This window comes from Bartonella tribocorum (genome assembly GCF_002777915.1).
Taxonomy (GTDB): Bacteria; Pseudomonadota; Alphaproteobacteria; order Rhizobiales; family Rhizobiaceae; genus Bartonella; species Bartonella tribocorum_A.
The window spans coordinates 20,152-43,562 of sequence record NZ_NJGE01000018.1 but is presented as its reverse complement, the minus strand read 5'-3'; the positions used below and the strand labels follow the sequence as shown (position 1 = coordinate 43,562).

At 37.9% G+C, this 23,411-nt stretch carries 17 protein-coding genes; 2 read left to right on the top strand and 15 right to left on the bottom strand.

Annotation, left to right across the window (positions count from 1 at the left end; translation table 11 throughout):
- Positions 1 to 331 (top strand): autotransporter outer membrane beta-barrel domain-containing protein (locus CER18_RS07420; protein ID WP_143242717.1); only part of this gene is annotated, 331 nt, incomplete at its 5' end.
- Between the two features lie 574 nt (positions 332 to 905).
- Here the strand turns inward: CER18_RS07420 and CER18_RS07415 are convergent.
- The 14 genes from CER18_RS07415 to CER18_RS07355 all read right to left on the bottom strand — a co-directional run bounded on the left by CER18_RS07415 (position 906) and on the right by CER18_RS07355 (position 21,205).
- On the bottom strand, positions 906 to 1,688 hold the full coding sequence (locus tag CER18_RS07415; protein ID WP_100129397.1) for an ABC transporter ATP-binding protein: 783 nt from the start codon (positions 1,686 to 1,688) through the stop codon (positions 906 to 908).
- Complete coding sequence (locus CER18_RS07410) at positions 1,675 to 2,559, bottom strand: ABC transporter ATP-binding protein (RefSeq protein WP_100129396.1); 885 nt, start codon at positions 2,557 to 2,559, stop codon at positions 1,675 to 1,677. The genes CER18_RS07415 and CER18_RS07410 overlap by 14 nt, the downstream gene beginning before the upstream one ends.
- Complete coding sequence (locus CER18_RS07405; RefSeq protein ID WP_100129395.1) at positions 2,552 to 3,481, bottom strand: ABC transporter permease; 930 nt, start codon at positions 3,479 to 3,481, stop codon at positions 2,552 to 2,554. The genes CER18_RS07410 and CER18_RS07405 overlap by 8 nt, the downstream gene beginning before the upstream one ends.
- A gap of 2 nt (positions 3,482 to 3,483) precedes the next feature.
- A complete protein-coding gene (locus tag CER18_RS07400; protein WP_100129394.1) occupies positions 3,484 to 4,557 on the bottom strand; it encodes an ABC transporter permease in 1,074 nt (357 codons plus the stop codon).
- A gap of 113 nt (positions 4,558 to 4,670) precedes the next feature.
- Positions 4,671 to 6,272: an ABC transporter substrate-binding protein gene (locus tag CER18_RS07395; protein WP_100129393.1), complete on the bottom strand. Its 1,602-nt coding sequence runs from the start codon at positions 6,270 to 6,272 to the stop codon at positions 4,671 to 4,673.
- A 378-nt stretch (positions 6,273 to 6,650) separates the two neighbouring features.
- Entirely contained in the window at positions 6,651 to 8,276 is a 1,626-nt protein-coding gene (locus tag CER18_RS07390) for an ABC transporter substrate-binding protein (RefSeq protein ID WP_100129392.1), read from the bottom strand.
- A gap of 158 nt (positions 8,277 to 8,434) precedes the next feature.
- Entirely contained in the window at positions 8,435 to 8,644 is a 210-nt protein-coding gene (locus tag CER18_RS07385) for a hypothetical protein (protein WP_100129391.1), read from the bottom strand.
- A 1,048-nt stretch (positions 8,645 to 9,692) separates the two neighbouring features.
- Complete coding sequence (locus CER18_RS07380; RefSeq protein WP_100129390.1) at positions 9,693 to 10,319, bottom strand: DNA-3-methyladenine glycosylase I; 627 nt, start codon at positions 10,317 to 10,319, stop codon at positions 9,693 to 9,695.
- The gene (gene xseA / locus CER18_RS07375; RefSeq protein ID WP_100129389.1) at positions 10,297 to 11,727 is read right to left on the bottom strand and encodes an exodeoxyribonuclease VII large subunit; all 1,431 of its coding nucleotides are present in this window, start codon (positions 11,725 to 11,727) and stop codon (positions 10,297 to 10,299) included. The genes CER18_RS07380 and xseA overlap by 23 nt, the downstream gene beginning before the upstream one ends.
- A gap of 255 nt (positions 11,728 to 11,982) precedes the next feature.
- On the bottom strand, positions 11,983 to 13,608 hold the full coding sequence (locus CER18_RS07370) for an ABC transporter substrate-binding protein (protein WP_100129388.1): 1,626 nt from the start codon (positions 13,606 to 13,608) through the stop codon (positions 11,983 to 11,985).
- Positions 13,609 to 14,081: 473 nt separating this feature from the next.
- A complete protein-coding gene (locus CER18_RS10290) occupies positions 14,082 to 14,231 on the bottom strand; it encodes a hypothetical protein (protein ID WP_208439240.1) in 150 nt (49 codons plus the stop codon).
- Positions 14,232 to 14,537: 306 nt separating this feature from the next.
- Positions 14,538 to 16,169 carry an ABC transporter substrate-binding protein gene (locus tag CER18_RS07365; RefSeq protein WP_100129387.1) on the bottom strand — a complete coding sequence of 544 codons (1,632 nt, stop codon included), beginning with the start codon at positions 16,167 to 16,169 and terminating at the stop codon, positions 14,538 to 14,540.
- A gap of 867 nt (positions 16,170 to 17,036) precedes the next feature.
- Positions 17,037 to 18,668: an ABC transporter substrate-binding protein gene (locus CER18_RS07360; protein ID WP_100129386.1), complete on the bottom strand. Its 1,632-nt coding sequence runs from the start codon at positions 18,666 to 18,668 to the stop codon at positions 17,037 to 17,039.
- 908 nt (positions 18,669 to 19,576) lie between these two features.
- The gene (locus CER18_RS07355; protein WP_100129385.1) at positions 19,577 to 21,205 is read right to left on the bottom strand and encodes an ABC transporter substrate-binding protein; all 1,629 of its coding nucleotides are present in this window, start codon (positions 21,203 to 21,205) and stop codon (positions 19,577 to 19,579) included.
- A gap of 1,091 nt (positions 21,206 to 22,296) precedes the next feature.
- Between CER18_RS07355 and CER18_RS10520 the strand changes: the two genes are divergently transcribed.
- On the top strand, positions 22,297 to 22,578 hold the full coding sequence (locus tag CER18_RS10520) for a DUF6460 domain-containing protein (RefSeq protein ID WP_100129384.1): 282 nt from the start codon (positions 22,297 to 22,299) through the stop codon (positions 22,576 to 22,578).
- Between the two features lie 23 nt (positions 22,579 to 22,601).
- On the opposite strand, the gene CER18_RS07345 is transcribed toward CER18_RS10520, so the two are convergent.
- Complete coding sequence (locus CER18_RS07345) at positions 22,602 to 23,411, bottom strand: TIGR02186 family protein (RefSeq protein ID WP_100129383.1); 810 nt, start codon at positions 23,409 to 23,411, stop codon at positions 22,602 to 22,604.

Genomic DNA, 23,411 nt, shown 5'->3' with positions numbered 1-23,411 from the left:
TAATCTGACCATTGACATGCAAAATCCTTCTCAATGGTTGATCCGTGTTGGTGGACGTTTAACGAAAACCGTTGCCAGTGAAAACAGCCGTCCTATGTCTTTTTATGGAAAAGTAAACTTGATCAAAACCTTTGGTGATGATCAGGCGCTCCATATTGATAAAGATTATAAACGTGACCCTATGGGTTCTTTCCTTGAAGGTGGCGTTGGCATCAATGCACAATTGTCTGCTAAGCTCTCCCTTCATGGTGATGTCAGCTATCAACAAAAACTGCAAAAAACGGGTATAAGTGGAGCAAATTTTTCAGGTGGAGTACGCTATCAGTTTTAAAGCAAAACTGTAAAAACAGCCTATTTAATGTGATAAAAAGGCAGCAATATGCTGCCTTTTTGACTTATTATTATAAGCTCTTTTTTAAAATAGAAAACATTAAAATATTTGAAGACTGTCATCGACCATTGGATATTTTTTACAAAAAATCTTCTTTTATAAAGAATAAAACTTAGAATTTTTCGCTAAATAATGCCTAAAATTGTAAAAAGAGAACAATCAAAAACAAAATGATACTGTAAAATAATGAGACGCCTTTCTAGAAAAGACAGTATTACTCTCTTTTGTTATTTCTCACAAATTTACTGCTTAAAATCCCAAAATAAAACTTTTGAACATAAAATGATACGCAAAAAATAGTGCAATATTATCACACAAAGGATATATGTTATAGGTCACTCGTATATTTCAAAATGGGCGTTCTCATAGGATTTAAAATATTATCGCTCAAACACTGCCCAGCAAATTCATGACTAAAAAAATCCTACTATGCTCTTCCCTTTTAACAATGCCGCCAAACATTTCTAGACACTTCAAAACACATAAAGTTGCATTTTCTCTTATATGAAATTGATCATGCTCTTTGCTCTCTATGAACAACAGGCTCAATACTGGCTTCAAAAAACTCCTTTGTATAATCGTGTTGCGCATGGAGATTACGCAATTCATCATTGCTAAGTTCTTCAAGAATAATCCCTTTATGCATAATGCCAACGCGTTCACAAATATGTGCAACAACAGCAAGATCATGGGATACCATCAAATAAGTAAGCTTTTTTCTCTCACGCAACGATTTTAACAAGTTTAAAATTTCAGCCTGTACAGACACATCCAATGCAGATGTTGGCTCATCAAGCAATAAAACTTCTGGCTCAATAATTAAAGCGCGTGCAAGAGCAATACGCTGACGCTGTCCTCCAGACAACTCATGAGGATAACGATAAAGAAATGAAGAATCTAAACCAACGGAATCTAAAGCATCCTCCACCCGCTCTCTTTTATTATCCATACCATGGATTTTGAGCGATTCAGAAAGAACCGTATGGACCATTTTTCGTGGATGCAGCGAAGCATAAGGATCTTGAAAAACCATTTGAATACAACGTAAAAAATCCTTATTTCTCTTTTTCTCGACTTCTTGTCCATCAAAAAGAAACTTTCCACTATACTCTGGAATAAGACCCACCAATGTATTCAAAATAGTTGATTTTCCGCATCCAGATTCACCAATCAAACCATAAGCTTCACCACGCTTAATATGAAAATTAACATTTTTAACAACGGTGACAGCCTTATGCCTATGCCCAAAAGTTACAGATAAATTAGAAACATCAACAATATTCTCACAATTTGTCATGAGGAGCCTCCTCAACACCATTAACAATCGTAGGATTATACAACCAATCAGGATCACGCTCCGGAACAGCCAAAACATCAACAGGATTATCCAGCCTTGGCAAACTCGCCAGCAAAGCCTTTGTATAAGGATGACAAGCGTGAGATAAATCAGAAGCAGGTAACTCTTCTAAAACACGCCCTGCATACATCACCAAAATACGATCACAAAAATCAGCAATCATATTTAAATCATGACTAATGAAGATAAGCCCCGTTCCAGACTTTGTCACAAGTTCATCTAATACGGATAAAACTTGTCGTCTGACCGTAATATCAAGCGCAGATGTCGGTTCATCGGCAATAATTAAGTCAGGTTTTGGAATGAGCATCATGGCAATCATCACGCGCTGCCCCATCCCCCCAGATATTTCATGAGGAAAAAGACGCATGACATGTTCAGGATCACGAATATGAACAGATTCTAACATAGATATGGTTCGCTCCCGCGCTTCAGCTTTTGAAACACGGTAATGAATACGATACGCCTCCATAATCTGTTCCCCAATCCGTATGAGTGGATTAAGTGAATATTTAGGATCTTGTAAAATCATTGAAATACGCTTACCGCGGATTTTTCTCATCTGAGGTTCACTTGCCGTCAATAAATCGACATCCTCAAAGCGCATTTTTTTAGCTTTAACAATGGCTGATTTTGGACTCAGCTTTAGTATTGCGCGTCCAGTCATCGATTTTCCAGATCCGGATTCACCAACAATGCCAATTTTTTCTTTTCCAACAGAAAAGCTAACACCGCGCACAACTTCTGCAACGCCGCGCGTTGTAGGAAAAGAAATACGTAAATTTTCTACTTCTAATAACTTATTACCCATTGCGTGGATCCAATACATCACGAAGACCATCACCTAAAAGATTGAAAGCAAGGCTTGCAAACAATATTGCACAGCCTGGTATTGCCGCCAACCACCAATTTGTCATCATAAATTCCCGCCCTGAGGAAAGCATCGCCCCCCATTCAGGACTTGGAAGTTGTGCTCCCAACCCCAAAAATCCAAGACCAGCAGCTGTTAAAATAATTCCAGACATATCTAAAGTTAATCGTACAATCACTGAAGGAATACACATGGGCGCAATATGAAACAAAATAATCCGCAAAGGAGAAGCCCCCTGCAAGCGAATCACAGAAACATAATCTGAAGAACGTATTGTCAAAGTTTCAGCGCGCGCCAAACGTGCGATTGGTGGCCATGCTGCAATTGAAATTGCAATAGAAGCATTTTCAATCCCTGGTCCCAACGCCGCTGAAAAGGCAAGAGCTAAAATTAACCCTGGAAAAGCAAGAAAAATATCGACAATGCGCATGAGCACAGTATCAACCCATCCCCCCATATAACCAGATACCGTTCCAACAATAAGCCCTATTGGGCCCACAATAATTGTTGTGAGAAAAACCACATAAAGAGTAATACGAGAACCAAAAACAAGACGACTAAAAATGTCACGTCCTAATTCATCTGTCCCAAAATAATGTTCCATAGAGGGGGGCTGCAACCGATGCCCTAGATCATTGCTCAAAAAATCGTGCGTCGCAATCCAAGGAGCAAAAAGCGCACATATGATAATAATACAAATAATAAACAGACCAAATACAGCTGAAAAGTTATGAAAAAACTTCACCAGTGCGTGATAAATTCTTTGTATGTTTGCTTGAATTATAGACCGTGGAACAGGGTCGTTTAACCAAGAGCTCAAAGAAGATGATGATTGCGATTTGTGATGATTACTGACTGTCATATTCAACGTGTCCTTGGATCAAAAATGCGATAAAGCAAATCAGAAAATAAATTAATGGCAACAAAGATAAATCCTACAAGTAAAGTACATCCTACAACTGCATTCATATCTCCAGCAAGAAGAGCATTTGTCAAATAATGCCCAAAACCAGGCCAAGCAAAAACGGTCTCCGTCAAAACAGCCCCTTCTAATAAAAAAGCATAAGAAAGTGCAACGACGGTAATAACTTGAACCGCAGCATTCCGAAAGGCATGTCCCCAAACGGTTCGCGCCCACGATAATCCCTTTACACGTGCAGTAATGATATATTCTTGATTAAGCTGCTCAATCATAAACCCACGGGTCATACGACTAATATAAGCCATAGCACCGAAAGCTAAGATCAAAGCAGGCATAATAATGTGACTAAAGACATTCCCAAAAGCCTCCCATTGTCCTTGGCTCGCGGTATCCCAAAGAAAAAATCCTGTTTTGGGTTCAAAAGAATATTCATAAAGAAAATCAAGTCGCCCTGGACCACCAACCCAGCCAAGCTTGGCATAAAATATTAACAACGCCATAAGCCCAAGCCAAAATGTCGGCGTAGAATAACTCAAGAGTGTAAAAACACGGACAACATAATCAATAAATGAATCGCGATACATTGCTGCAAAAACACCAAAGGGAATTCCAAGAGTTGTGCCGATAACAATAGCAACAGTTGCAAGCTCTAATGTTGCAGGAAATACGCGCATAATATCAGCTAAAACAGGACGCCCAGACGTTAAAGCATCTCCAAAGTCAAATAAAAATACATTATGAAGATATTTCCAATATTGAACAATCAATGGCTTATCAAGACCCAGCTTATAATACATGGCATCATAAGCTTCCTGACTGATATTATCACCAAGAATAGAAAGAACAGGATCAAGAGGAAGAAGATGACCAAGAAAAAAAGTAATCGTTACCAACCCAAGCAGTGTGATAAAAACTGAAATAAGGAGTTTTAATCCCTTGGACAAAAAATCCCATAAAAATAATTTTTTCTGCTTTTCTGATACAGCTCTTTCAGTCTCTGAAAGTGGCAAAACCATTATAAAAATCCCCTCTGTAGTGATAAAACATAAAGCGAATACCTTTTTTTATAGAATGAAACAACTTCTTATTAAGCATGTTATACAAGCCTTCTCCATAACATGCTTCTTTTTTATTTTTCTGCTTCATTGTAGTAAAGTCTGTAACTGTTCCAAACCCATTTTTTGACATCAGGTCCCATACCAACGGTATAATATGTCTGAAACAAATAAACCATAGGACCATGCTCTAGCACATAATGCTGTAAAGTACGATATTGCATAATGCGCTTATGAGGGTCTTGCTCAAACAAAGCATCCATCACCATTTTATTAATATTTTCATCATAATATCCAGCACGCCAAGCCAAATACATATTATGTTTTTTCGTAAATGTTGGATCAGGATTAAACACGTGATTTAATGAAGCCGGATGTCCATCAGGATCAGCACTCCCCCATCCCATAAGGGCCGTATCATAATTTCCGCCCCGGACACGACTTAACAATTGATTTTGTGCCATTTTTTCAATTGTAAGCTCAACACCAATTTTGCGCGCATTGGCTTGAATAGATTGTGCAACAGATGACATATAACTAAGGCTTCCAACGAGAAGGTTCGCTTTAAAACCGTTAGGATAACCAGCTTCAGTCATTAACTGTTTTGCTTTTTTAAAATCTAACTTAAAAGGTAGGCCTTCTTTTTCATCCAAAGCACCTGGAACACCCAAAGACATATACGTTGCCCGTGGAATAGCAATCCCCTTCAAAACAGTTTTTCCAAGACCTTCATAATCAACCAAATAACGAAGTGCTAACCTGACCTTTTCATTTGCAAAAATTGCGTTCTTATTGTTTAACGATAGATAAATAATCTGCGGACGCAAAACACGACTAATTTTGACCGGACCACCTTTTTTTTCAAGGTCTAAAATATCCTCTGAAGAAAGATCCCGCGCTATATCCACATCACCTTTTTCCAAAAGAAGTCTTTGACTTGCTGAATCCGCCACATGCCGCACAACAATCTGCTTAATTTTAGGCACCTTGCCCCAATAATGTTGTGTAGCCTCTAACACAACCTTATCCCCCGGAGACCAACTTGCTAATTTATAAGGTCCAACACAAGCCGAATGTGTTGCTAAATATTTATTTCCCATATCATCGTTGATACTCTGCGCTTCAATTGTTTTCCGATCAAGCAAAGCAGAAGCATAAGATTGTCCAATAACAGTCAAGATAAGCTGAATAGGATAGGGTTTATCTAATTTTAATTGTACAGTCTTATCATCAAGAGCCTGAATATTTGTTTCAATATTATCTTTTGTAAACCCATAATCCATTAAAGATTGAGCATAACTCAAACCTAATTTAATAATCCGCCGCATCGACCATACGAGATCTTGCGCCGTTGCTGTTCTTCCATCATCAAACTTTAAATCATCACGCAGATGAAAAACTATCCTTTTGCCATTATCTAAAACATCCCAAGATTGTGCCATAGCCGGACGAATTTTTGTAGGATCATGCTCATCATATTGCACGAGCGCACTGCAAATATTCGTCAATAACTCACTTGTCACAACCTCAACGGTTTGCGCTGGATCAAAACTGCTCATTGAATCGATATTCCATGCCATCACCAATATATCTTTAGATGAAGCACTAAATGCTGATACGATAGCCCCGTTAAAAAAACCCATTGTGCTTAATAAAACACAAATTCTTTTCAACATCCTTTTTTCCCCATTTTATCTCTTTCTTGTGTATTCTTATACCTTTTCACGTAAAGTGATGATGATTTTGCTTTTTCATCTTTTAAACAGCATGGCATCAAACTTCAACTTCATTTAATCAAACTAAGCATCTATAAAGTAATTTTCTCATAGATCAATTTATTATTCAGAATGAAGAAAATCTGTAACCACAAACAAAAACCCTCCCCAATATACTTCCTCTCTTCATCCCTCTTTATAGATGACCTCATGTCATATACGGCCCCCCCCCAATTTCATCCTTCTTAAAAAAACTGAAGAGTTCCTATGTAGGAGAATATTTTCATCATGCAATGATAATCAAGCTCTTTTTATCTTTGACGATACGAAAAGACACGCTTATTTTTCAATTTCATTATAAAAAATACGCGGCGTACTATTCCAAACCCATTTTTTAACATCAGGTGTCATCGCAACAACGCTATATTGTTGATAGACAAACGCATAAGGTCCCTTTTGCATCAATTCACGTTGTAAATCAACATAGAGTTTTGCCCGTTTTTGTGAATCTTTTTGAAATAACGCCTCTTCAACTTTTTCATTCATCTTGGCATCAAAATACCCATTTTTCCAACTAGGATAGGCTGTATTTTTTGCCTCAAACCGATTATCCGGATTATAAACAAGACGTGAAGCCATGGTATGAGGATCCATAGACCCGCTGTTCCACCCAATAAAACTCGTATCAAAAGCTCGAGCATCCACCTTTGAAAACAATTGCGTACCTGCCAAACGCTCAATTTTAAGACGCACCCCTGCCTGTGCTGCACTATCTTGAAGGGACTGAGCAAGAGCTGAAATAGCAGGGGTATTTGCAACAAGAAAATTTGCCTCAAAGCCATTCGGATAACCAGCCTCTGCTAAAAGTTGCTTAGCTTTTTGAATATCAAGCTTAAAGGGCTGCCCTTCTTTTTCATCTAAAGCTCCAAAATTGCCAAGAGGAATAAAACTTGCCCGTGGAACACCAACATCTTTGAGAATCTTGTTGCCAAGACCTTCATAGTCTATGAGATAGCGCATTGCCAAGCGTACTTTTTCCTTAGCAAAAATGGGATTTGTCATGTTGAATCCCCAATACATCATGGTTGGTACCAACACCTTTTCAACTTTAATATTTATTTTTTTTCGTAGATCTAAGAGATCTTCATGGGTCAAGTTACGCGCAACATCAATATCATGCTTTTGCAACAACAAACGTTGTGTTCCAGGCTCTGCAACATGGCGAATGAGAATCTGTTTCAGTTTCGGGGCTTTACCCCAATAATGGGCACTTGCACGCAACAAAAGAGCCTCTCCAGGGCGCCAACTTTTCAACTGATAAGGACCAACACAAGCAGCATGCGCTTTCAAATACTGATTTCCCAAATCGCCATCTTTTTCATGCTTCATAATTGTCTTACGATCAAGCAAAGCTGTCACACGCGTTGCAACAATATTATTCAGAAGAAGCTTTGCTGGATAAGGCTTATCAAATTTCATCACCACCGTTTTTTCATCGGGAGCTTGCAAAGCATCATCAACATTTTGCTCTGTAATTCCATATTCATTAAACGTTGTCGCATCGGCCATTTTTAATTGGACAACCCGCTTCATTCCCCAAACAAGATCATTGGCGTTAGCTGATCTTCCATCATTAAACTTCAAACCATCGCGCAAATGAAAGGTAATGACCGTACTATGGTCATCCCCTGAAACATCCCAATTTTCTGCTAATGCTGGAACTATTTTTGTTGGATCATCTTCAGCAGTACCGACCAAATTATCACAAATATTGTAAATAATTTCAGTTGAATAAATATCATTGCTTTGCGCAGGATCAAAGGTCCTAATAGCATCGAGGTTCCAAGCCATAACAAGAGTATCGGTAGGTGTTTTTGCTAAAGCCTGTTGTGCCACAACTCCAAGTGCCATAAGAACACAAATAAGAGAGCCACCCATTTTCAATGTTTTTTTCTTTAAGTTCATAAACTTTCCCCTTTATTTTTTTATCAATTAATGACACTGAAATGACTGGGAAAATTTATAATCATAAAGAGCAAATCTATAATCATAAAGATTGAACAAATACCTTCTCATCACCTATACAGAGTCATCGACTTTTAAATTCTATCCATTTTATCAATTCATTGACTGACCGTCTCAATCAAACCATAGCGAACAATAGAATATGTGTTTGCTAACCAGTATGATATTTTTTTCATAATATTTTTTTGTACACGATAATAAACCCTATCCCCCCAATTAATCATTAAAAAGACAAGCTTTGTAGCCGAGAAAAAAGCCAAACGTGCTAACAAAGATAAAGGAACAATGAGAAGAACTTTTCTTTCCAAACTTTATCTTCTGAAAGATAAAGTTTGTAATAAAAGAATACACACGAGCAGGTTCTTTCTCATTCATCAAAACAAAATTCACTATACGATTTCCCCAAAGACATAACCAATATAAATCCTTCTAAACTTTAGTTAGCATCATTGCTTTGCCGCTATAAAAATAAAATAGCAAACAACATGCTGTACAAAACGCTTAGTTCCAAACAGCAACATACAGAGATTTAATGAAGCAATGTAGTGAATACCCGTCTGTCTGAGCTGAATTATCCTCCCCCAAACTGGAGCTCACACACAGCAAAACCCCTCTCTAATAAAAGAAAGCTATCAGATAATAAAACCTAACACAAGCAGCTTAAATTATTTAACGTCAATTTTTCATCGCTACATGGTGTTTTGTATTGCCTCAGGCATGTCTTGAATAATAAACCACCACATAAATAAACCAACGATCATACAATCCAAGAAAAATATAACAATGCAACAACAGCCCCCATCTAAAAACCTCTTTGCATCCATCAATAAAATATCCATTCCTGAAATTATGACATTCATGTCATGAACGGAAATAAAAATATCTCTTCTAAACCATTTCAAACGCTAAGCGCTGTCGCAATATTTTAGAGCAGGCAAAGTGTCACATGATAGTACCAGCTCATTCCTTCATAAACGTAAAATGCTGATGCTCAACAACTTCCATCGTGATACCCATTCACAAGGATCAATACAAAATAGACTTAAGAGCACTAAGAAATGTTTTCTTTAAGAAAGCTCGTGAATTGGCAACTGGGGAGCGTCCTGTTTGACGTACAAGATAGCATCACTCTCTAACGTCAGACACATGATAGTTAATATATTACACTTTTTTTGCATTTGTTTTCCATTCTTAAAAGTATACTTTTGTTATTTTAATAGCCAACAACAATAAAAAAATCATCACTATTGTATCGTTTGTATGCTTCAATTGTCTTATACAATAGAGTTGTATAACCTGCATATTTATTATGATGATCTTATTGATCATTGCTCTTCTGACAGAAATTTTACCAATTTACCGACAAAAACACCCTTCAAGATGATCATTGACAATCCCTACAGACTGCATAAAAGCATAACAAATCGTGGGACCAACGAATGTCCAACCGCGTTTCTTTAAATCTTGAGAAAGACGAAGAGAAGCAGGAGTTATAGGATTTGCCAACAATGTTTGAAAATCTATCTTTTCATAACGCTCCGATAGTGGTGGCTGAAAAGACCAAAAATAGTGAGACAAGCTCCCCCTCTCTGTTATGATTTCCTGTGCTCTCAGTGCATTATTAAGCACTGATCGAATTTTCCCCTGATGACGAACAATACCTTTATTCTGCATCAATATTTGCACTTTCACTTCATCATAATGACTAATTTTTTTAAAGTCAAAATCATCAAATGCAACGCGAAAAGAAGAGCGTTTTTTTAAAATTGTAAACCAAGAAAGCCCAGCTTGGAAACCTTCAAGACAAATTTTTTCAAATAAAGGCATATCCTCAAAAACAGGTTTTCCCCATTCATTATCATGATAAGCACAATAAAGTGGATCCGTTCCTGCCCATGCACAACGAACTTTTCCATCCACTCCTTTAAGAAGGCCTTCAGCCAGCATAATCTTCACCGTATTAAAACAGAGTTCCTTGATCATCGCTTGGCGACTTTATCTTTTTGTGTTTTAAACGTGTCGTAGAAACAGGTTCTTGTGTTGCAACACGGATATCGCCATCAAAAAAGCGTAAATTTATTTGTCCACTTTCAGGAAACTGCATCAACCGTTTAATAGGTTTATGGTCTTGCCCCAAAGCCAAAACAAAACCGCGCTCTAAAATATTCTGATAAGAAGTGCTTTTTAAAAGCCGACATGCCAACTCTAAGGCCGCGCGTTGTTTTTCTACACTGCGCATAAAAGCACGATGAAGGCGTGCTGTATATTCCTTTGTATGGCGTTGTGCTTTTTCACTCTTTAACAAACGGGGCGAAAGACGCAGATGAAGAGCATGAAAAGAAAAACGTTTTTTATCGTAACTCACACAAAGAGCACGCTGTAATCGACTTGAAATTTCATCAAAACCACGCCGTGGTAGAGAAAAAAGTTGATCAGCAGTGGGAAGACCGCGTCTGGCTGCACGCAACTTTTGTTGATGAAAATCAAAAGAACGCGCAAGTCCTTTACGCAAACGTGCCCCAAGTGATGCGACACATACTTCAAGATCAAGCTTGACGGGAACAGCCTTTTCTGCAGCTCCTGTAGGGGTTGGAGCACGCCAATCAGCAACATAATCAATCAAAGTCCAGTCTGTTTCATGCCCAACAGCAGAAATAACGGGCAGATCAGAAGCATAAACAGCACGAACAACAGCTTCGTCATTAAACCCCCACAAGTCTTCTAAACTTCCCCCTCCCCGTGCCACAATAATAAGATCAGGTTTTGGAATGTGCCCTTCTAAAGCAAGAGCATTAAAGCCCTCAACAGCAGCAGCCACTTCACTGCCGCTTGTTTCCCCCTGAACACGGACAGGCCAAACCAAAATATGCAATGGAAAACGATCAGATATACGATGAATAATATCGCGAATAACGGCCCCCGTTGGGGATGTTACAACACCTATAATTCGAGGCATATAAGGCAAAGGCTTTTTCTTTGCTTCATCAAATAAGCCTTCTTCTGAAAACTTTTTCTTACGATTTTCAAGAAGTGTCATCAAAGCACCAACCCCTGTTGGTTCAAGAGCCTCAATGACAATTTGATATTTTGATGACCCTGGATAAGTCGTAAGCTTACCAACAGCAACCACTTCCATTCCCTCTTCAGGAGGAAATTTGAGCTTTTCCATCACGCCACGCCAAACAACAGCTTCCAACCGCGCCTTATCATCTTTTAAAGCAAAATAAGCATGTCCTGAAGCATGAGCCCCACGGTAACCAGAGATCTCTCCACGCACCCGTACATAGCCAAACTTTTCCTCAACAACACGCTTTAAAGCGCCTGCTATTTCGGAAACAGTAAATTCCGCAACATTCGTTCCACTTGTCTTTTCACTCAATAAATTGACCATTTTTCAATTCACAAAAGTTGAAATATTCAATCTTAACATTCACACATCTTTAATGAGAATAACAGATCTCTTTAAAAGAGAATATTTTAAAAGTACATTCTCTCTACAAGATATCCAGACATTATCCATGATATCCACTATCCATAACATCGAAACATTCCCCATATGCTTCAACCTATTGCAAAGGATTGAAAAACTTTGCAATAGGTTGAGGGTATCATGATTGCGCGCTTTTTGTATTTTACAAATAAGAAATTATTTTTCAATTTCACCATAAAAAACATGGGGCGCGCTATTCCAAACCCATTTTTTAACATCAGGTGTCATCGCTATCACATTATATTTTTGAAAGATAAACGCATAAGGTCCCTTTTGCATCAATTCACGTTGTAAATCAGCATAGAGCTCTGCCCGTTTTTGTGAATCTTTTTGAAACAATGCCTCTTCAACTTTTTCATTCATCTTGGCATCAAAATACCCATGCTGCCAACTAGGGTAAGCTGTATTTTTTGCCTCAAACCGATTATCCGGATTATAAACAAGACGTGAAGCCATGGTATGAGGATCCGTAGACCCACTATTCCACCCAATAAAAGTTGTATCAAAAGCTCGTGCATCCACCTTTGAAAATAGCTGTGTACCCGCCACACGTTCAATTTTAAGACGCACCCCTGCCTGTGCAGCATTATCTTGAAGGGACTGAGCAAGAGCTAAAGTAGAAGGGGAATTTGAGACAAGAAAACTCGCCTCAAAGCCATTCGGATAACCTGCCTCTGCTAAAAGTTGCTTGGCTTTTTGAATATCAAGCTTAAAAGGCTGCCCTTCTTTTTCATCTAAAGCTCCAAAATTGCCAAGAGGAATAAAACTTGCCCGTGGAACACCAACACCTTTGAGAAGTTTATTGCCAAAGCCTTCATAGTCTATGAGATAGCGCATTGCCAAGCGTACTTTTTCCTTAGCAAAAATGGGATTTGTCATATTAAATCCCCAATACATCATACTTGGCACCAACACCTTTTCAACTTTAACATCTGTTGTTTCTTGTAAGTCTGCAAGATCTTCAGAGGTTAAATTACGCGCAACATCAATATCGTGCTTTTGCAACAACAAACGTTGTGTTCCAGGCTCTGCAACATGGCGAATGAGAATCTGTTTCAGTTTCGGGGTTTCTCCCCAATAATGGTCGCTTGCACGCAACAAAAGAGCTTCTCCAGGGCGCCAACTTTTCAACTGATAAGGACCAACACAAGCAGCATGCGTTTTTAAATACTGATTTCCCAAATCGCCATTTTTTTCATGCTTCATAATTGTCTCACGATCAAGCAAAGCAGTGACATGATTTGCAACAATATTATTAAGGAGGAGCTCTGCTGGATAAGGCTTATCAAATTTCATCACCACCGTTTTTTCATCAACGGCTTGCAAAGCATCATCAACATTTTTCTCTGTAATTCCATATTCATTAAACGTTGTCGCATCGGCCATTTTTAATTTGACAACCCGCTTCATCCCCCAAACAAGATCATGAGCGTTGGCTGATCGACCATCATTAAATTTCAAGCCATCACGCAAATGAAAGGTAAGTACCGTACTGTGATCATCGCCTGATACATCCCAATGTGTTGCTAATGCCGGAACTATTTTTGTTGGATCTTCTTCAGCAGTACTGACCAAATTATCACAAACATTTTCAATAATTTCACTTGCATAAACATCATTGATTTGCGCAGGATCAAAAGTACTGACAGCATCGAGATTCCAAGCCATAACAAGGGTATCAGCGGGTGTTTTGGCTGAAGCCTGTTGTGCAACCATACCCAATGTCATAAGAGCAGAAACAAGAGAGCTGCTCCTTTTCAATATTTTTCTTTTTAAATTCATAGATTTCTCCCTCTAAAGTTTATTATGTAAATTTCTCATGCAGCAAAAATGTGCAAAATCATGAAACCAAGCCAATCCCAGGCTTTGAAAGATAAAGTTTTAAATTTTCAAGGACAGCATCATTTGCCACCCATTTCTTTTATCCCCCTATAGGCTACCCCCAAACATACAAAGCAAAATAATCTGATAGACAATGAATAATCACCAATAACAAAAGCCGTTTCATGATATCTTCATGTCTCTGACTGAAGACTATAGAAAAAGTTTCATCTCTGCTTTGTTGTTTTGTTGGACAAATTTATCTCTTCTTTTTTCTGACATTTTTTCTCTTCTAGCGTTTTTTAATGTCATCACACCACCCTCCCCTATTGGTTTAAGGACATTAATAATAAAGAGCCTTCATAAGAATTTGATGTTTCGATAAAGTAGAAAAATTCGTCAACTTCCCAAGTACAACAACCTTTATCCCTTCTTCAAGAAAGGATTTTAATTTTTTCATCACTCTGTGAAACAGCACCCTCCCATTGCACTCTATCATCTTTCAAGGCAAAAGGAAACATGGGCATAAGCCCCCTAAAAATCTGATATTCCTCATATCCCCCATAACAAAACTTTTCCTGCATAGTGCAAAATCTTTTCTGCTTTAGCAAGGCTCAATGATGCAACAGTTATTGCACTAATTTTTCAGCCAATAAATTGATCTCTTTTCCATTCAGAAAAGTTGAAATATTCAATCTTAACATCCATACAGACCCATCTTTAATGAGAAAGAAAAAACTCTTTAAACCAAAATGTCTTGAAAAAACATTCAACAACATCTCCCCTTTTATTTATAACCTTCGACGTATTGCAAAGCTTGAAAACTTATACAAAACGTCGAAGATATCATGAGAATACTCTTTATCTATTTGGCAGTATTGAAGACACTCTTATTTTTCAATTGCATGATAAAAAATACGTGGTGCACTATTCCAAACCCATTTTTTAACATCAGAGGTCATCGCTATCGTATGATATGTCTGATAAATAAAAGCATAAGGTCCTTTTTGCATGAATTCACGCTGCAAATCAGCATACCTTTGTGCTCGTTTTTGTGGATCTTTTTCAAACAACGCATCCTGAACCTTCTTGTTCATATCTTCATCCAAATAGCCATGGCACCAACTAGGATAGCCTGTGTTTTTAATCTCAAACCGATTATCCGGATTATAAATAAGGCGTGAAGCCATTGTATGAGGATCAGCAGAGTCATTATTCCAGCCGAAAAAAATCGTATCAAAGGCACGTGCAGACAGTTTTGAAAACAATTGTGTCCCTACAAAACGTTCAATTTTAAAACGCACCCCAATCTTTTTTGCATTATCCTGTATAGACTGAGCAATAGGCAAAGCAAAAGGATAAGGAGATGCCCCTGCAAAAATCCTAGCCTCAAAACCGTCTGGATAACCTGCTTCTGTTAAAAGCTGCTTGGCTTTTTGAAGATCAAGTTTAAAGGGTTGTCCTTCTTTTTCATCCAAAGCTCCAAGATTCCCAAGAGGAATAAAGCTTGCCCGTGGAACACCAACATCTTTGAGAAGGGTCTTACCAAGTCCTTCATAATCAATCAAATAGTGCATCGCTAAACGCACTTTTTCATTGGCAAAAATTGGATTTGTCACATTGAACCCCCATATGATTACGGATGGCTCTAACACTCTTTCAACTTTAATATTCGCTGTTGCTTGGAGATCAGCCAAATCCTCTGGCATCAAATTACGTGCAACATCGACATCATGTTTTTCCAATAACAAACGTTGTGTTCCAGGCTCCGCAACATGGCGAATGAGAATCTTCTTCAATTTAGGCGCCTCCCCCCAATAATGGGCGCTTGCACGCAACAAAATCCCTTCTCCAGGACGCCAACTCTCTAACTGATAAGGACCAACACAAGCAGAACGGCCTGCCAAATAGCGGTTCCCCATATCACCATTTTTTTCGTGTTTCATGAGTGTCTCACGATCCAGCAAAGCAAGAGTACGGCTAGTGGCAAAATGGCTAAGCAGAAGCTCTGCTGGATAAGGTTTATCAAATTTCATCACTACCGTTTTCTCATCGGGTGCTTGAAAAGCCTCATCAACATTCTGCTCTGTAATACCATATTCATTAAATGTCGCCGCAGTAGCCATCTTCAATTGAACAACCCGTTTCATGCTCCAAATAAGATCATTGGCATTCGCAGGACGACCATCATTAAACTTCAAACCATCACGCAAATGAAAAGTAATCACCGTATGCTGATCATCACCTGAAACATTCCAACTCTTTGCTAAAGAGGGAACAAGTTTAGCGGCATTATCTTTAGCAGGTTCCACTAAATTATCACAAACATTGACAAGAACTTCATTACCATAACGGTCATTAATTTGCGCAGGATCAAATGTACTTATTGAATCAAGATTCCAAGCCATTACAAGCGTATCGGCAGGTGTTTTTGCTGAAACTTGTTGCACAAAAATCCCCAGTGCAAAAACAGCAGAAACAAAAGAATTGCTCCCTTTCAATATTTTTCCTTTCAAGTTCATAGACTTTTCCTTTTAAAATTTATTGTATAAGTTCTCCATGCAACAATAACGTGCAAAAAATAATAAGGTCAGACTAAGAAAACATACCTCCTCGAAATAAAATAAAAAACGCAACAATCACCGCCGTTTACCAAACACTCAGTCCCTCTAAGCGAGGTATAGGCAAACCCCAAATAGGCAACAGAAAATGGTCTGATATAACATGAAGATATCAAGCATAACAGGACCTGTTGGCAATATCACAGCACTTACAATTTGGGACATATCAGTCAAAGCTTCCTTTTGCCTCATCAAACAAACTTTCTTCTTCCAATTTCTTTTTTCGACTTTCTCAAAAATATTGCTAAAACGCCAACTTCAGTTTTTTCAAGAGCCGCAATAAAAATTGGATATTTTGATGATCCTCAGAGAAACTGTAATTTTCCCAAAATTGATCATTGTCCCTCTTTTTCAAGAGGGAATTTGAATTTTTCATCACCCCCATAAAACAACACCACCCTCCAATTGCATTTCATCATCTTCCAAAGTAAAAGGAAACATGAGCTCTATAAAAACCTGATATTCCCCATATCCCCATAACAAGACTTTTCTTCCACATTGAAAATGTCTTTACTCCTTTAACAAAGCTAAATTCCACGACATTTATTGTCCTAATTTTTTCAGCAAATAAATTGATCCCCTTTCAATTCAGAGAAATTGAATTTTTCAGTCTTAAACATCCATGCAAATACAGCTTTAAAGAGAATAAAAACATATCCCCCTTTTATTCACGACCTTCGACGTATTGGAAAAGCTTAAAAACTTATACAAAACGTCGAAGATATCATGATGGTACCCTTTATTTATTTGACAGCATTGAAGACACACTTATTTTTCAATGTCAGCATAAAAAATACGTGGCGCTCCATTCCACACCCATTTTTTTACATCGGGTGTCATAGCAATAATATTATACGTCTGATAAATAAAAGCATAGGGACCTTTTTGCATCAATTCACGCTGTAAATCAGCATACATTTCTGCCCGTTTCTGTGGATCTTTTTGAAACAGAGCATCTTGCACCTTCTTATTCATATCTTCATCAAAATAACCGTGGCACCAACTAGGATAACCTGTGTTTTTAGCCTCAAACCGATTATCCGGATTTGAAATAAAACGTGCAGCCATGGTATGAGGATCCGAAGAAGAATTGTTCCATCCTATAAAAATTGTATCAAAGCCACGTGCATAAAGTTTTGAAAACAACTGCGTACCGATAAAATGTTCAATCTTAAAGCGCACACCTATTTTTTTTGCATTATCCTGTATAGACTGAGCAATAGGCAAAGCAAAAGGATAAGGAGATTTCCCTGCAAAAATATTGGCTTCAAAACCATCTGGATAACCTGCTTCCGTTAAAAGCTGCTTAGCTTTTTGAAGATCAAGTTTAAAGGGTTGTCCTTCTTTTTCATCCAAAGCCCCAAAATTACCAAGAGGAATAAAGCTTGCCCGTGGAATGCCAACATCTTTAAGAAGAGTCTTTCCCAAAGTGTCATAATCGATCAGATAGCGCATTGCCAAACGCACTTTTTCATTGGCAAAAATTGGATTTGTCACGTTAAATCCCCATACGATCAGAGATGGCGCCAACACTTTTTCAATCTTAATATCTGTTGTTGCTTGAAGATCTGCTATATTCTCTGGCGTTAAATTACGGGCGACATCAATATCGTGTTTTTCTAACAGCAAACGTTGTGTTCCAGGCTCTGCAATATGACGAATGAGAATCTTCTTTAATTTGGGTGCCTCTCCCCAATAATTGGTACTTGCACGCAACAAAATCCCTTCTCCAGGACGCCAACTTTCTAACTGATAAGGACCAACACAAGCAGCGTGACTTGCCAAATAGCGATTTCCCATATCACCATCTTGTTCGTGTTTCATAAGTGTTTCACGATCAAGCAGAGCAACCGTACGATTCCTAGAAATATTGCTTAGAATAAGGTCTGCTGGATAAGGTTTATCAAATTTCATCACCACTGTTTTCTCATCGGGTGCTTGAAAAGCCTCATCTACATTTTTCTCTGTAATCCCATATTCATTAAAAGTTGCCGCATTCGATAGCTTCAATTTGACAACCCGCTTCATCCCCCAAACAAGATCATGAGCACCAGCAGGCCGACCATCATTAAACTTCAAACCATCACGCAAATGAAAAGTAATCACCGTACTCTGGTCATCGCTTGCAACATCCCAATCCTTTGCCAACAAAGGAACGATTTTAGCGCCATCATTTTTAGCAGAATCAACCAAATTGTCGCAAACATTGATCACAATTTCAGCGCCATACCGATCATTAAGCTGTGCAGGATCAAAGTTACTGATCGCATCAAGATCCCAAGCCATCACAAGTGTATCGGCAGGCGTTTTGGCTGAGACTGGCTGCACAAACATCCCAAAAGCAATAAAAGCAGAAATAAAAGAACTGCTCCTCTTTAATATCTTTCTTTTTAAATTCATAGACTTATCTCTTTAAACTTTATTGTATAATTTTCCTTGCAACAGGAACGTGCAAAAATAAAAAAATTAAGTTTTTAAAACACACCCCCTAAAGATAAAATATCAAACCCTTTAAACAGTAGAAGCAGCCCCCTAGGCGATATCGGTCAGCTAAAGCAAAAGAGAAAACAAACAATGTTCTGATAAACTCTGATAAACAATGAGTGATACCACAAATGACAACGCCTGTTGGTGATGTCACAACACCTATAACTTTGACCCTACAAGCCAAAGATTTTCTTTATCGCATCAAATAGAACTTTTGCTTTAAAAGTCTTTCTGCGATTTTCTCAAAAAAGTTTCCAGAGCACCAACTTCGGTTGCTTTAAAAGCCTCAATCATCCTTTGATATTTTTACAATCCTCATACCTATAGTGCTCTAACCATAACCACTCCTCTCCTTTTTCACAAGGAAATTTGGGCTTTCTAGGACTCCACACGAAAGGACAATCCCAGCATTTCATCATTTTTTTAAGGAAAGGCGGTATAATTTGAAGCATCAGCTCCACAATAATTCCATATTCCCCCAACGCACCTGCATATAATTAAATTTTTTCTCAGTAGCACATTTTAAGGTCCCCCATTTTTACAAAATACTAAATTCCGCTTATATCCAGTGTGCCCGTTTCTTTAACCGACAATTTTATTACTTTTTTGACTTCACTTAAGATTGAAAGTGCCAATCTTAATATTCACGCAAACATCTCTTCAGTGAGAAAAATCCCTCGTAACAGAACATCTTTAAAAGACGTTCAACAACACACATACCCCTCCGCCATAAATTCGACGTATTGCAAAGCTTAAAAACTTATACAAAACGCCGAAGATACCATGGGCTTTTTATCTATTTTAAAGCATTGAAACCACGCTTATTTTTCAATTTGACTATAAAAAATTTGTGGCGCACTATTCCAAACCCATTTTTTGACATCAGGTGTCATCCCGATAACCGTATATTTCTGATAGATAAACGCATAAGGACCTTTTTGCATCAACTCACGTTGTAAGTCAGCATAGAGCTTTGCCCGTTTTTGTGAATCTTTTTGAAACAATGCCTCTTCAACTTTTTCATTCATCTTGGCATCAAAATACCCATGCTGCCAACTAGGGTAAGCTGTATTTTTTGCCTCAAACCGATTATCCGGATTATAAACAAGACGTGAAGCCATGGTATGAGGATCCGCAGAATCATTATTCCATCCAACAAAAATCGTATCAAAAGCCCGTGCATAAAGTTTAGAAAACAACTGTGTGCCTGCCAAACGCTCAATTTTAAGACGCACCCCTGCCTGTGCAGCATTATCTTGAATGGACTGAGCAAGCAACAAAGTATAGGGGGAAGAACTTGAGACAAGAAAATTCGCCTCAAATCCATTCGGATAACCAGCCTCTGCTAAAAGTTGCTTGGCTTTTTGAATATCAAGCTTAAAGGGTTGCCCTTCTTTTTCATCTAAAGCCCCAAGATTGCCAAGAGGAATAAAACTTGCCCGTGGAACACCAACACCTTTGAGAAGTTTATTGCCAAGACCTTCATAATCTATGAGATAGCGCATTGCCAAGCGGACTTTCTCCTTAGCAAAAATGGGGTTTGTCATGTTGAAGCCCCAATACATCATGGATGGCTCTAAGACTTCCTCGATTTTAACATCTGTTGTTTTTTTAAGATCCGCAAGATCTTCAGGGGTCAAATTACGCGCAACATCAATATCGTGCTTTTGCAACAACAAACGTTGTGTTCCAGGCTCTGCAACATGGCGAATGAGAATCTGTTTCAGTTTCGGGGCTTCTCCCCAATAATGGGCGCTTGCACGCAACAAAAGGGACTCTCCAGGGCGCCAACTTTTCAACTGATAAGGACCAACACAAGCAGCATGCGTTTTTAAATATTGATTTCCCAAATCGCCATTTTTTTCATGCTTCATAATTGTTTTACGATCAAGCAAAGCTGTTGCAGGACTTGCAACAATATTATTGAGAATAAGCTCTGCTGGATAAGGCTTATCAAATTTCATCACCACCGTTTTTTCATCAACGGCTTGCAAAGCATCATCAACATTTTTCTCTGTAATTCCATATTCATTAAAAATTGCGGCATTGCCCATTTTTAATTTGACAATTCGCTTCATCCCCCAAACAAGGTCATTGGCGTTAGCTGATCTTCCATCATTAAACTTCAAACCATCGCGCAAATGAAAAGTAATTACCGTACTGTGATCATCCCCTGAAACATCCCAATGCGTTGCCAAAGATGGAACCATTTTAGCAGGATTATCTGTAGCACCAATCACTAAATTATCACAAACATTGCGAACAATTTCACTTCCATACACATCCGTAAGCTGCGCGGGATCAAATGTAGCAATTCCATCAATATTCCAAGCCATGACAAGAGTATCAGCCGGTGTTTTTGCTGAAGCCTGTTGTGCCACAACTCCAAGTACCATAAGAACAGAAACAAGAGAGCCGCTACTTTTCAATATTTTTCTTTTCAAGTTCATAGACTTTTCCTTTTAACGTTTATTGTATAAATTCCCCACGCAACAAGAACGTGCAAAATAACAAGTTTAGATGAACCATAGGCTCCAAGAGACAAAGGTTTACAGCTTTTAAACAATACTCCTTACCAAACACTGCCCCTACCATACTTATAAGCCACCCTTCCAATATGCACCAAAAAACAATTTAATATATAATAAATGGTATAACCGATAACAAAATCTACGGATGATATCACAACGTCTATCATTGAAGACTATAGGACAAAGATTTTATCTCTCTTGTCGAGTAAGGCTATCCCTTCTTTCTTCTAGCATTTTTTACATTATCAAAGGCCCCCGTTAGCACAAGCGCCTTAATAACCCTTAAAAACAAAAAGCCTCAACAACGGTTTGAGCTTTCAATAAAACAGGAAAATTCATCCATTTTCAACTTCAACCACCTCTCCTCCTTCTGCAAGAAGAATTTTAAATTTTTCCATACTTCCCCGCTAAATAATAAGCTTCCCATTATATATATTTCAAAACAAAAAGAGCATGAGCACCACGCACCCTTGATATTTGCTCACGTACGCGTACAGAATAAAACTTTTTGCAACATCCTATTTTAATATCTTTGCCCCTTTAACAATACTCAATTCATTGCTTGCATGTTTCAGCAAAAAACATCTTTTCAATTCACTAAGGTTGAAATATCTCAATATAATACCTATATAAGCACACCCTGATCAGAATAGATAGTCTTTTTTAAGTAAACTGCCTTGAAATATTATTTCTATACACAAAACAATAATAAGTCCGTTACAAAACTTTCAACGGACGAGAACATTTACCCTGATGAAAAATATTCAAAGCGTTATAAAAATCCCCTTACAAATTCTTAGAAACAAAAGGAATTTTCTTCACTTAAATAAAAAGAACTGCCATGAAAACATCGCGAAAAATACAATAAAATACGCGTGTATTTCAACAACCAATACTAATATTACACCAGTACTAAAGTGGTGAAAAATAAGAAAAAAATAAAAAATATTTTTCCTTTATGATAATAACAATCACTCTACGATGATAATACTATTTGAAAGTATATTAAAATGAACCGAAAGCAAAAATTGTCAAATTCTTTTCATGCATTTCTTGGCGGAACATTCAGCCGTGTCAGTCTAAAATTACTGATCCTTTCATTCTTCATTGGCATCGTAATGAATTTTTTTGGATGGACACCTCAAAAATTCATACAGAAAATAATAAATTTTCTTCAATCTTTATGGGCAACAGGATTTATAACGCTTACAAACTTCTTCCATATAACCATGATGGGCGCTATTGTTGTTGTACCTATTTTTCTCATCTTACGCATTTTTCATAAGAAATGAACGCTTTAAAGATTTTTCTTGTACTAGTCTTTTCGAAAAATCAAACGACATAAAAACCCTGTGCTCACAGCGATCATCACCGCAACAATACCATATAGGAAACGATACTTATGTGCTATATCGAAAATTGTATAAGCGATATGTGCTTTAACAATTTCAAGAGTCGTTGTTGCACTATCAATAAACTGCCCATCACGAAAAAGGTAAGCACGCGCCTTATAATGCCCAACAGGAATATTGGCGGGTAAAMGAAAAWGCGCTGTGAAAAGTTTATCAGAACCAAAACGAACACCGCCTACTTCTTCATAATAAAGGCTTTTAGCTTTTTGCAGCTTTATAAGTTCATCACGAAAGATTTGTATTTTTTTCTGATCTCTCTCATCTGTCTGCAATGGCAAATAGCGTACCCCTAACCCCAAACGTTTATAATCTTCAATGCTGGTAATATCATCGATTTCACGCGTTGTAACCATAGAGTAAAAAAGAGGAGCATTTTTAAAAATAAGGGAATCTGTATTAACCCATACACCGGCATTGCGTTTTTTTTCCCGCATGACCATTGACCGGGTTTGTCCTTCCAAGCTAACAACAACATCATAACGGTTCTGTCGAGAATATAATGGATCGATATTTTCCAAGACACCAGCAATATAAAGATCACGACCAGCAAAATTTGCATCCACAGTAATCGTATTCGTTGTGACGATAATTTGGACAGTTTCGTGATCAACGTGATCAATGAATGTTGCTGTCGTCCCAACATGTGACCATGTAGAAAAAGAAACAAAACAAAAGCAACCTGCAATGATGCATAAAGAAAATAATCGACCCAT

What these genes read in the sequence shown, in the direction of transcription:
- CER18_RS07415 (WP_100129397.1), bottom strand. Translation starts at nt 1,688, where the DNA reads ATGACAAATTGTGAGAATATTGTTGATGTTTCTAATTTATCTGTAACT.
- CER18_RS07410 (WP_100129396.1), bottom strand. Translation starts at nt 2,559, where the DNA reads ATGGGTAATAAGTTATTAGAAGTAGAAAATTTACGTATTTCTTTTCCT.
- CER18_RS07405 (WP_100129395.1), bottom strand. Translation starts at nt 3,481, where the DNA reads ATGACAGTCAGTAATCATCACAAATCGCAATCATCATCTTCTTTGAGC.
- CER18_RS07400 (WP_100129394.1), bottom strand. Translation starts at nt 4,557, where the DNA reads ATGGTTTTGCCACTTTCAGAGACTGAAAGAGCTGTATCAGAAAAGCAG.
- CER18_RS07395 (WP_100129393.1), bottom strand. Translation starts at nt 6,272, where the DNA reads ATGTTGAAAAGAATTTGTGTTTTATTAAGCACAATGGGTTTTTTTAAC.
- CER18_RS07390 (WP_100129392.1), bottom strand. Translation starts at nt 8,276, where the DNA reads ATGAACTTAAAGAAAAAAACATTGAAAATGGGTGGCTCTCTTATTTGT.
- CER18_RS07380 (WP_100129390.1), bottom strand. Translation starts at nt 10,319, where the DNA reads ATGATCAAGGAACTCTGTTTTAATACGGTGAAGATTATGCTGGCTGAA.
- xseA (WP_100129389.1), bottom strand. Translation starts at nt 11,727, where the DNA reads ATGGTCAATTTATTGAGTGAAAAGACAAGTGGAACGAATGTTGCGGAA.
- CER18_RS07370 (WP_100129388.1), bottom strand. Translation starts at nt 13,608, where the DNA reads ATGAATTTAAAAAGAAAAATATTGAAAAGGAGCAGCTCTCTTGTTTCT.
- CER18_RS10290 (WP_208439240.1), bottom strand. Translation starts at nt 14,231, where the DNA reads ATGCAGGAAAAGTTTTGTTATGGGGGATATGAGGAATATCAGATTTTT.
- CER18_RS07365 (WP_100129387.1), bottom strand. Translation starts at nt 16,169, where the DNA reads ATGAACTTGAAAGGAAAAATATTGAAAGGGAGCAATTCTTTTGTTTCT.
- CER18_RS07360 (WP_100129386.1), bottom strand. Translation starts at nt 18,668, where the DNA reads ATGAATTTAAAAAGAAAGATATTAAAGAGGAGCAGTTCTTTTATTTCT.
- CER18_RS07355 (WP_100129385.1), bottom strand. Translation starts at nt 21,205, where the DNA reads ATGAACTTGAAAAGAAAAATATTGAAAAGTAGCGGCTCTCTTGTTTCT.
- CER18_RS10520 (WP_100129384.1), top strand. Translation starts at nt 22,297, where the DNA reads ATGAACCGAAAGCAAAAATTGTCAAATTCTTTTCATGCATTTCTTGGC.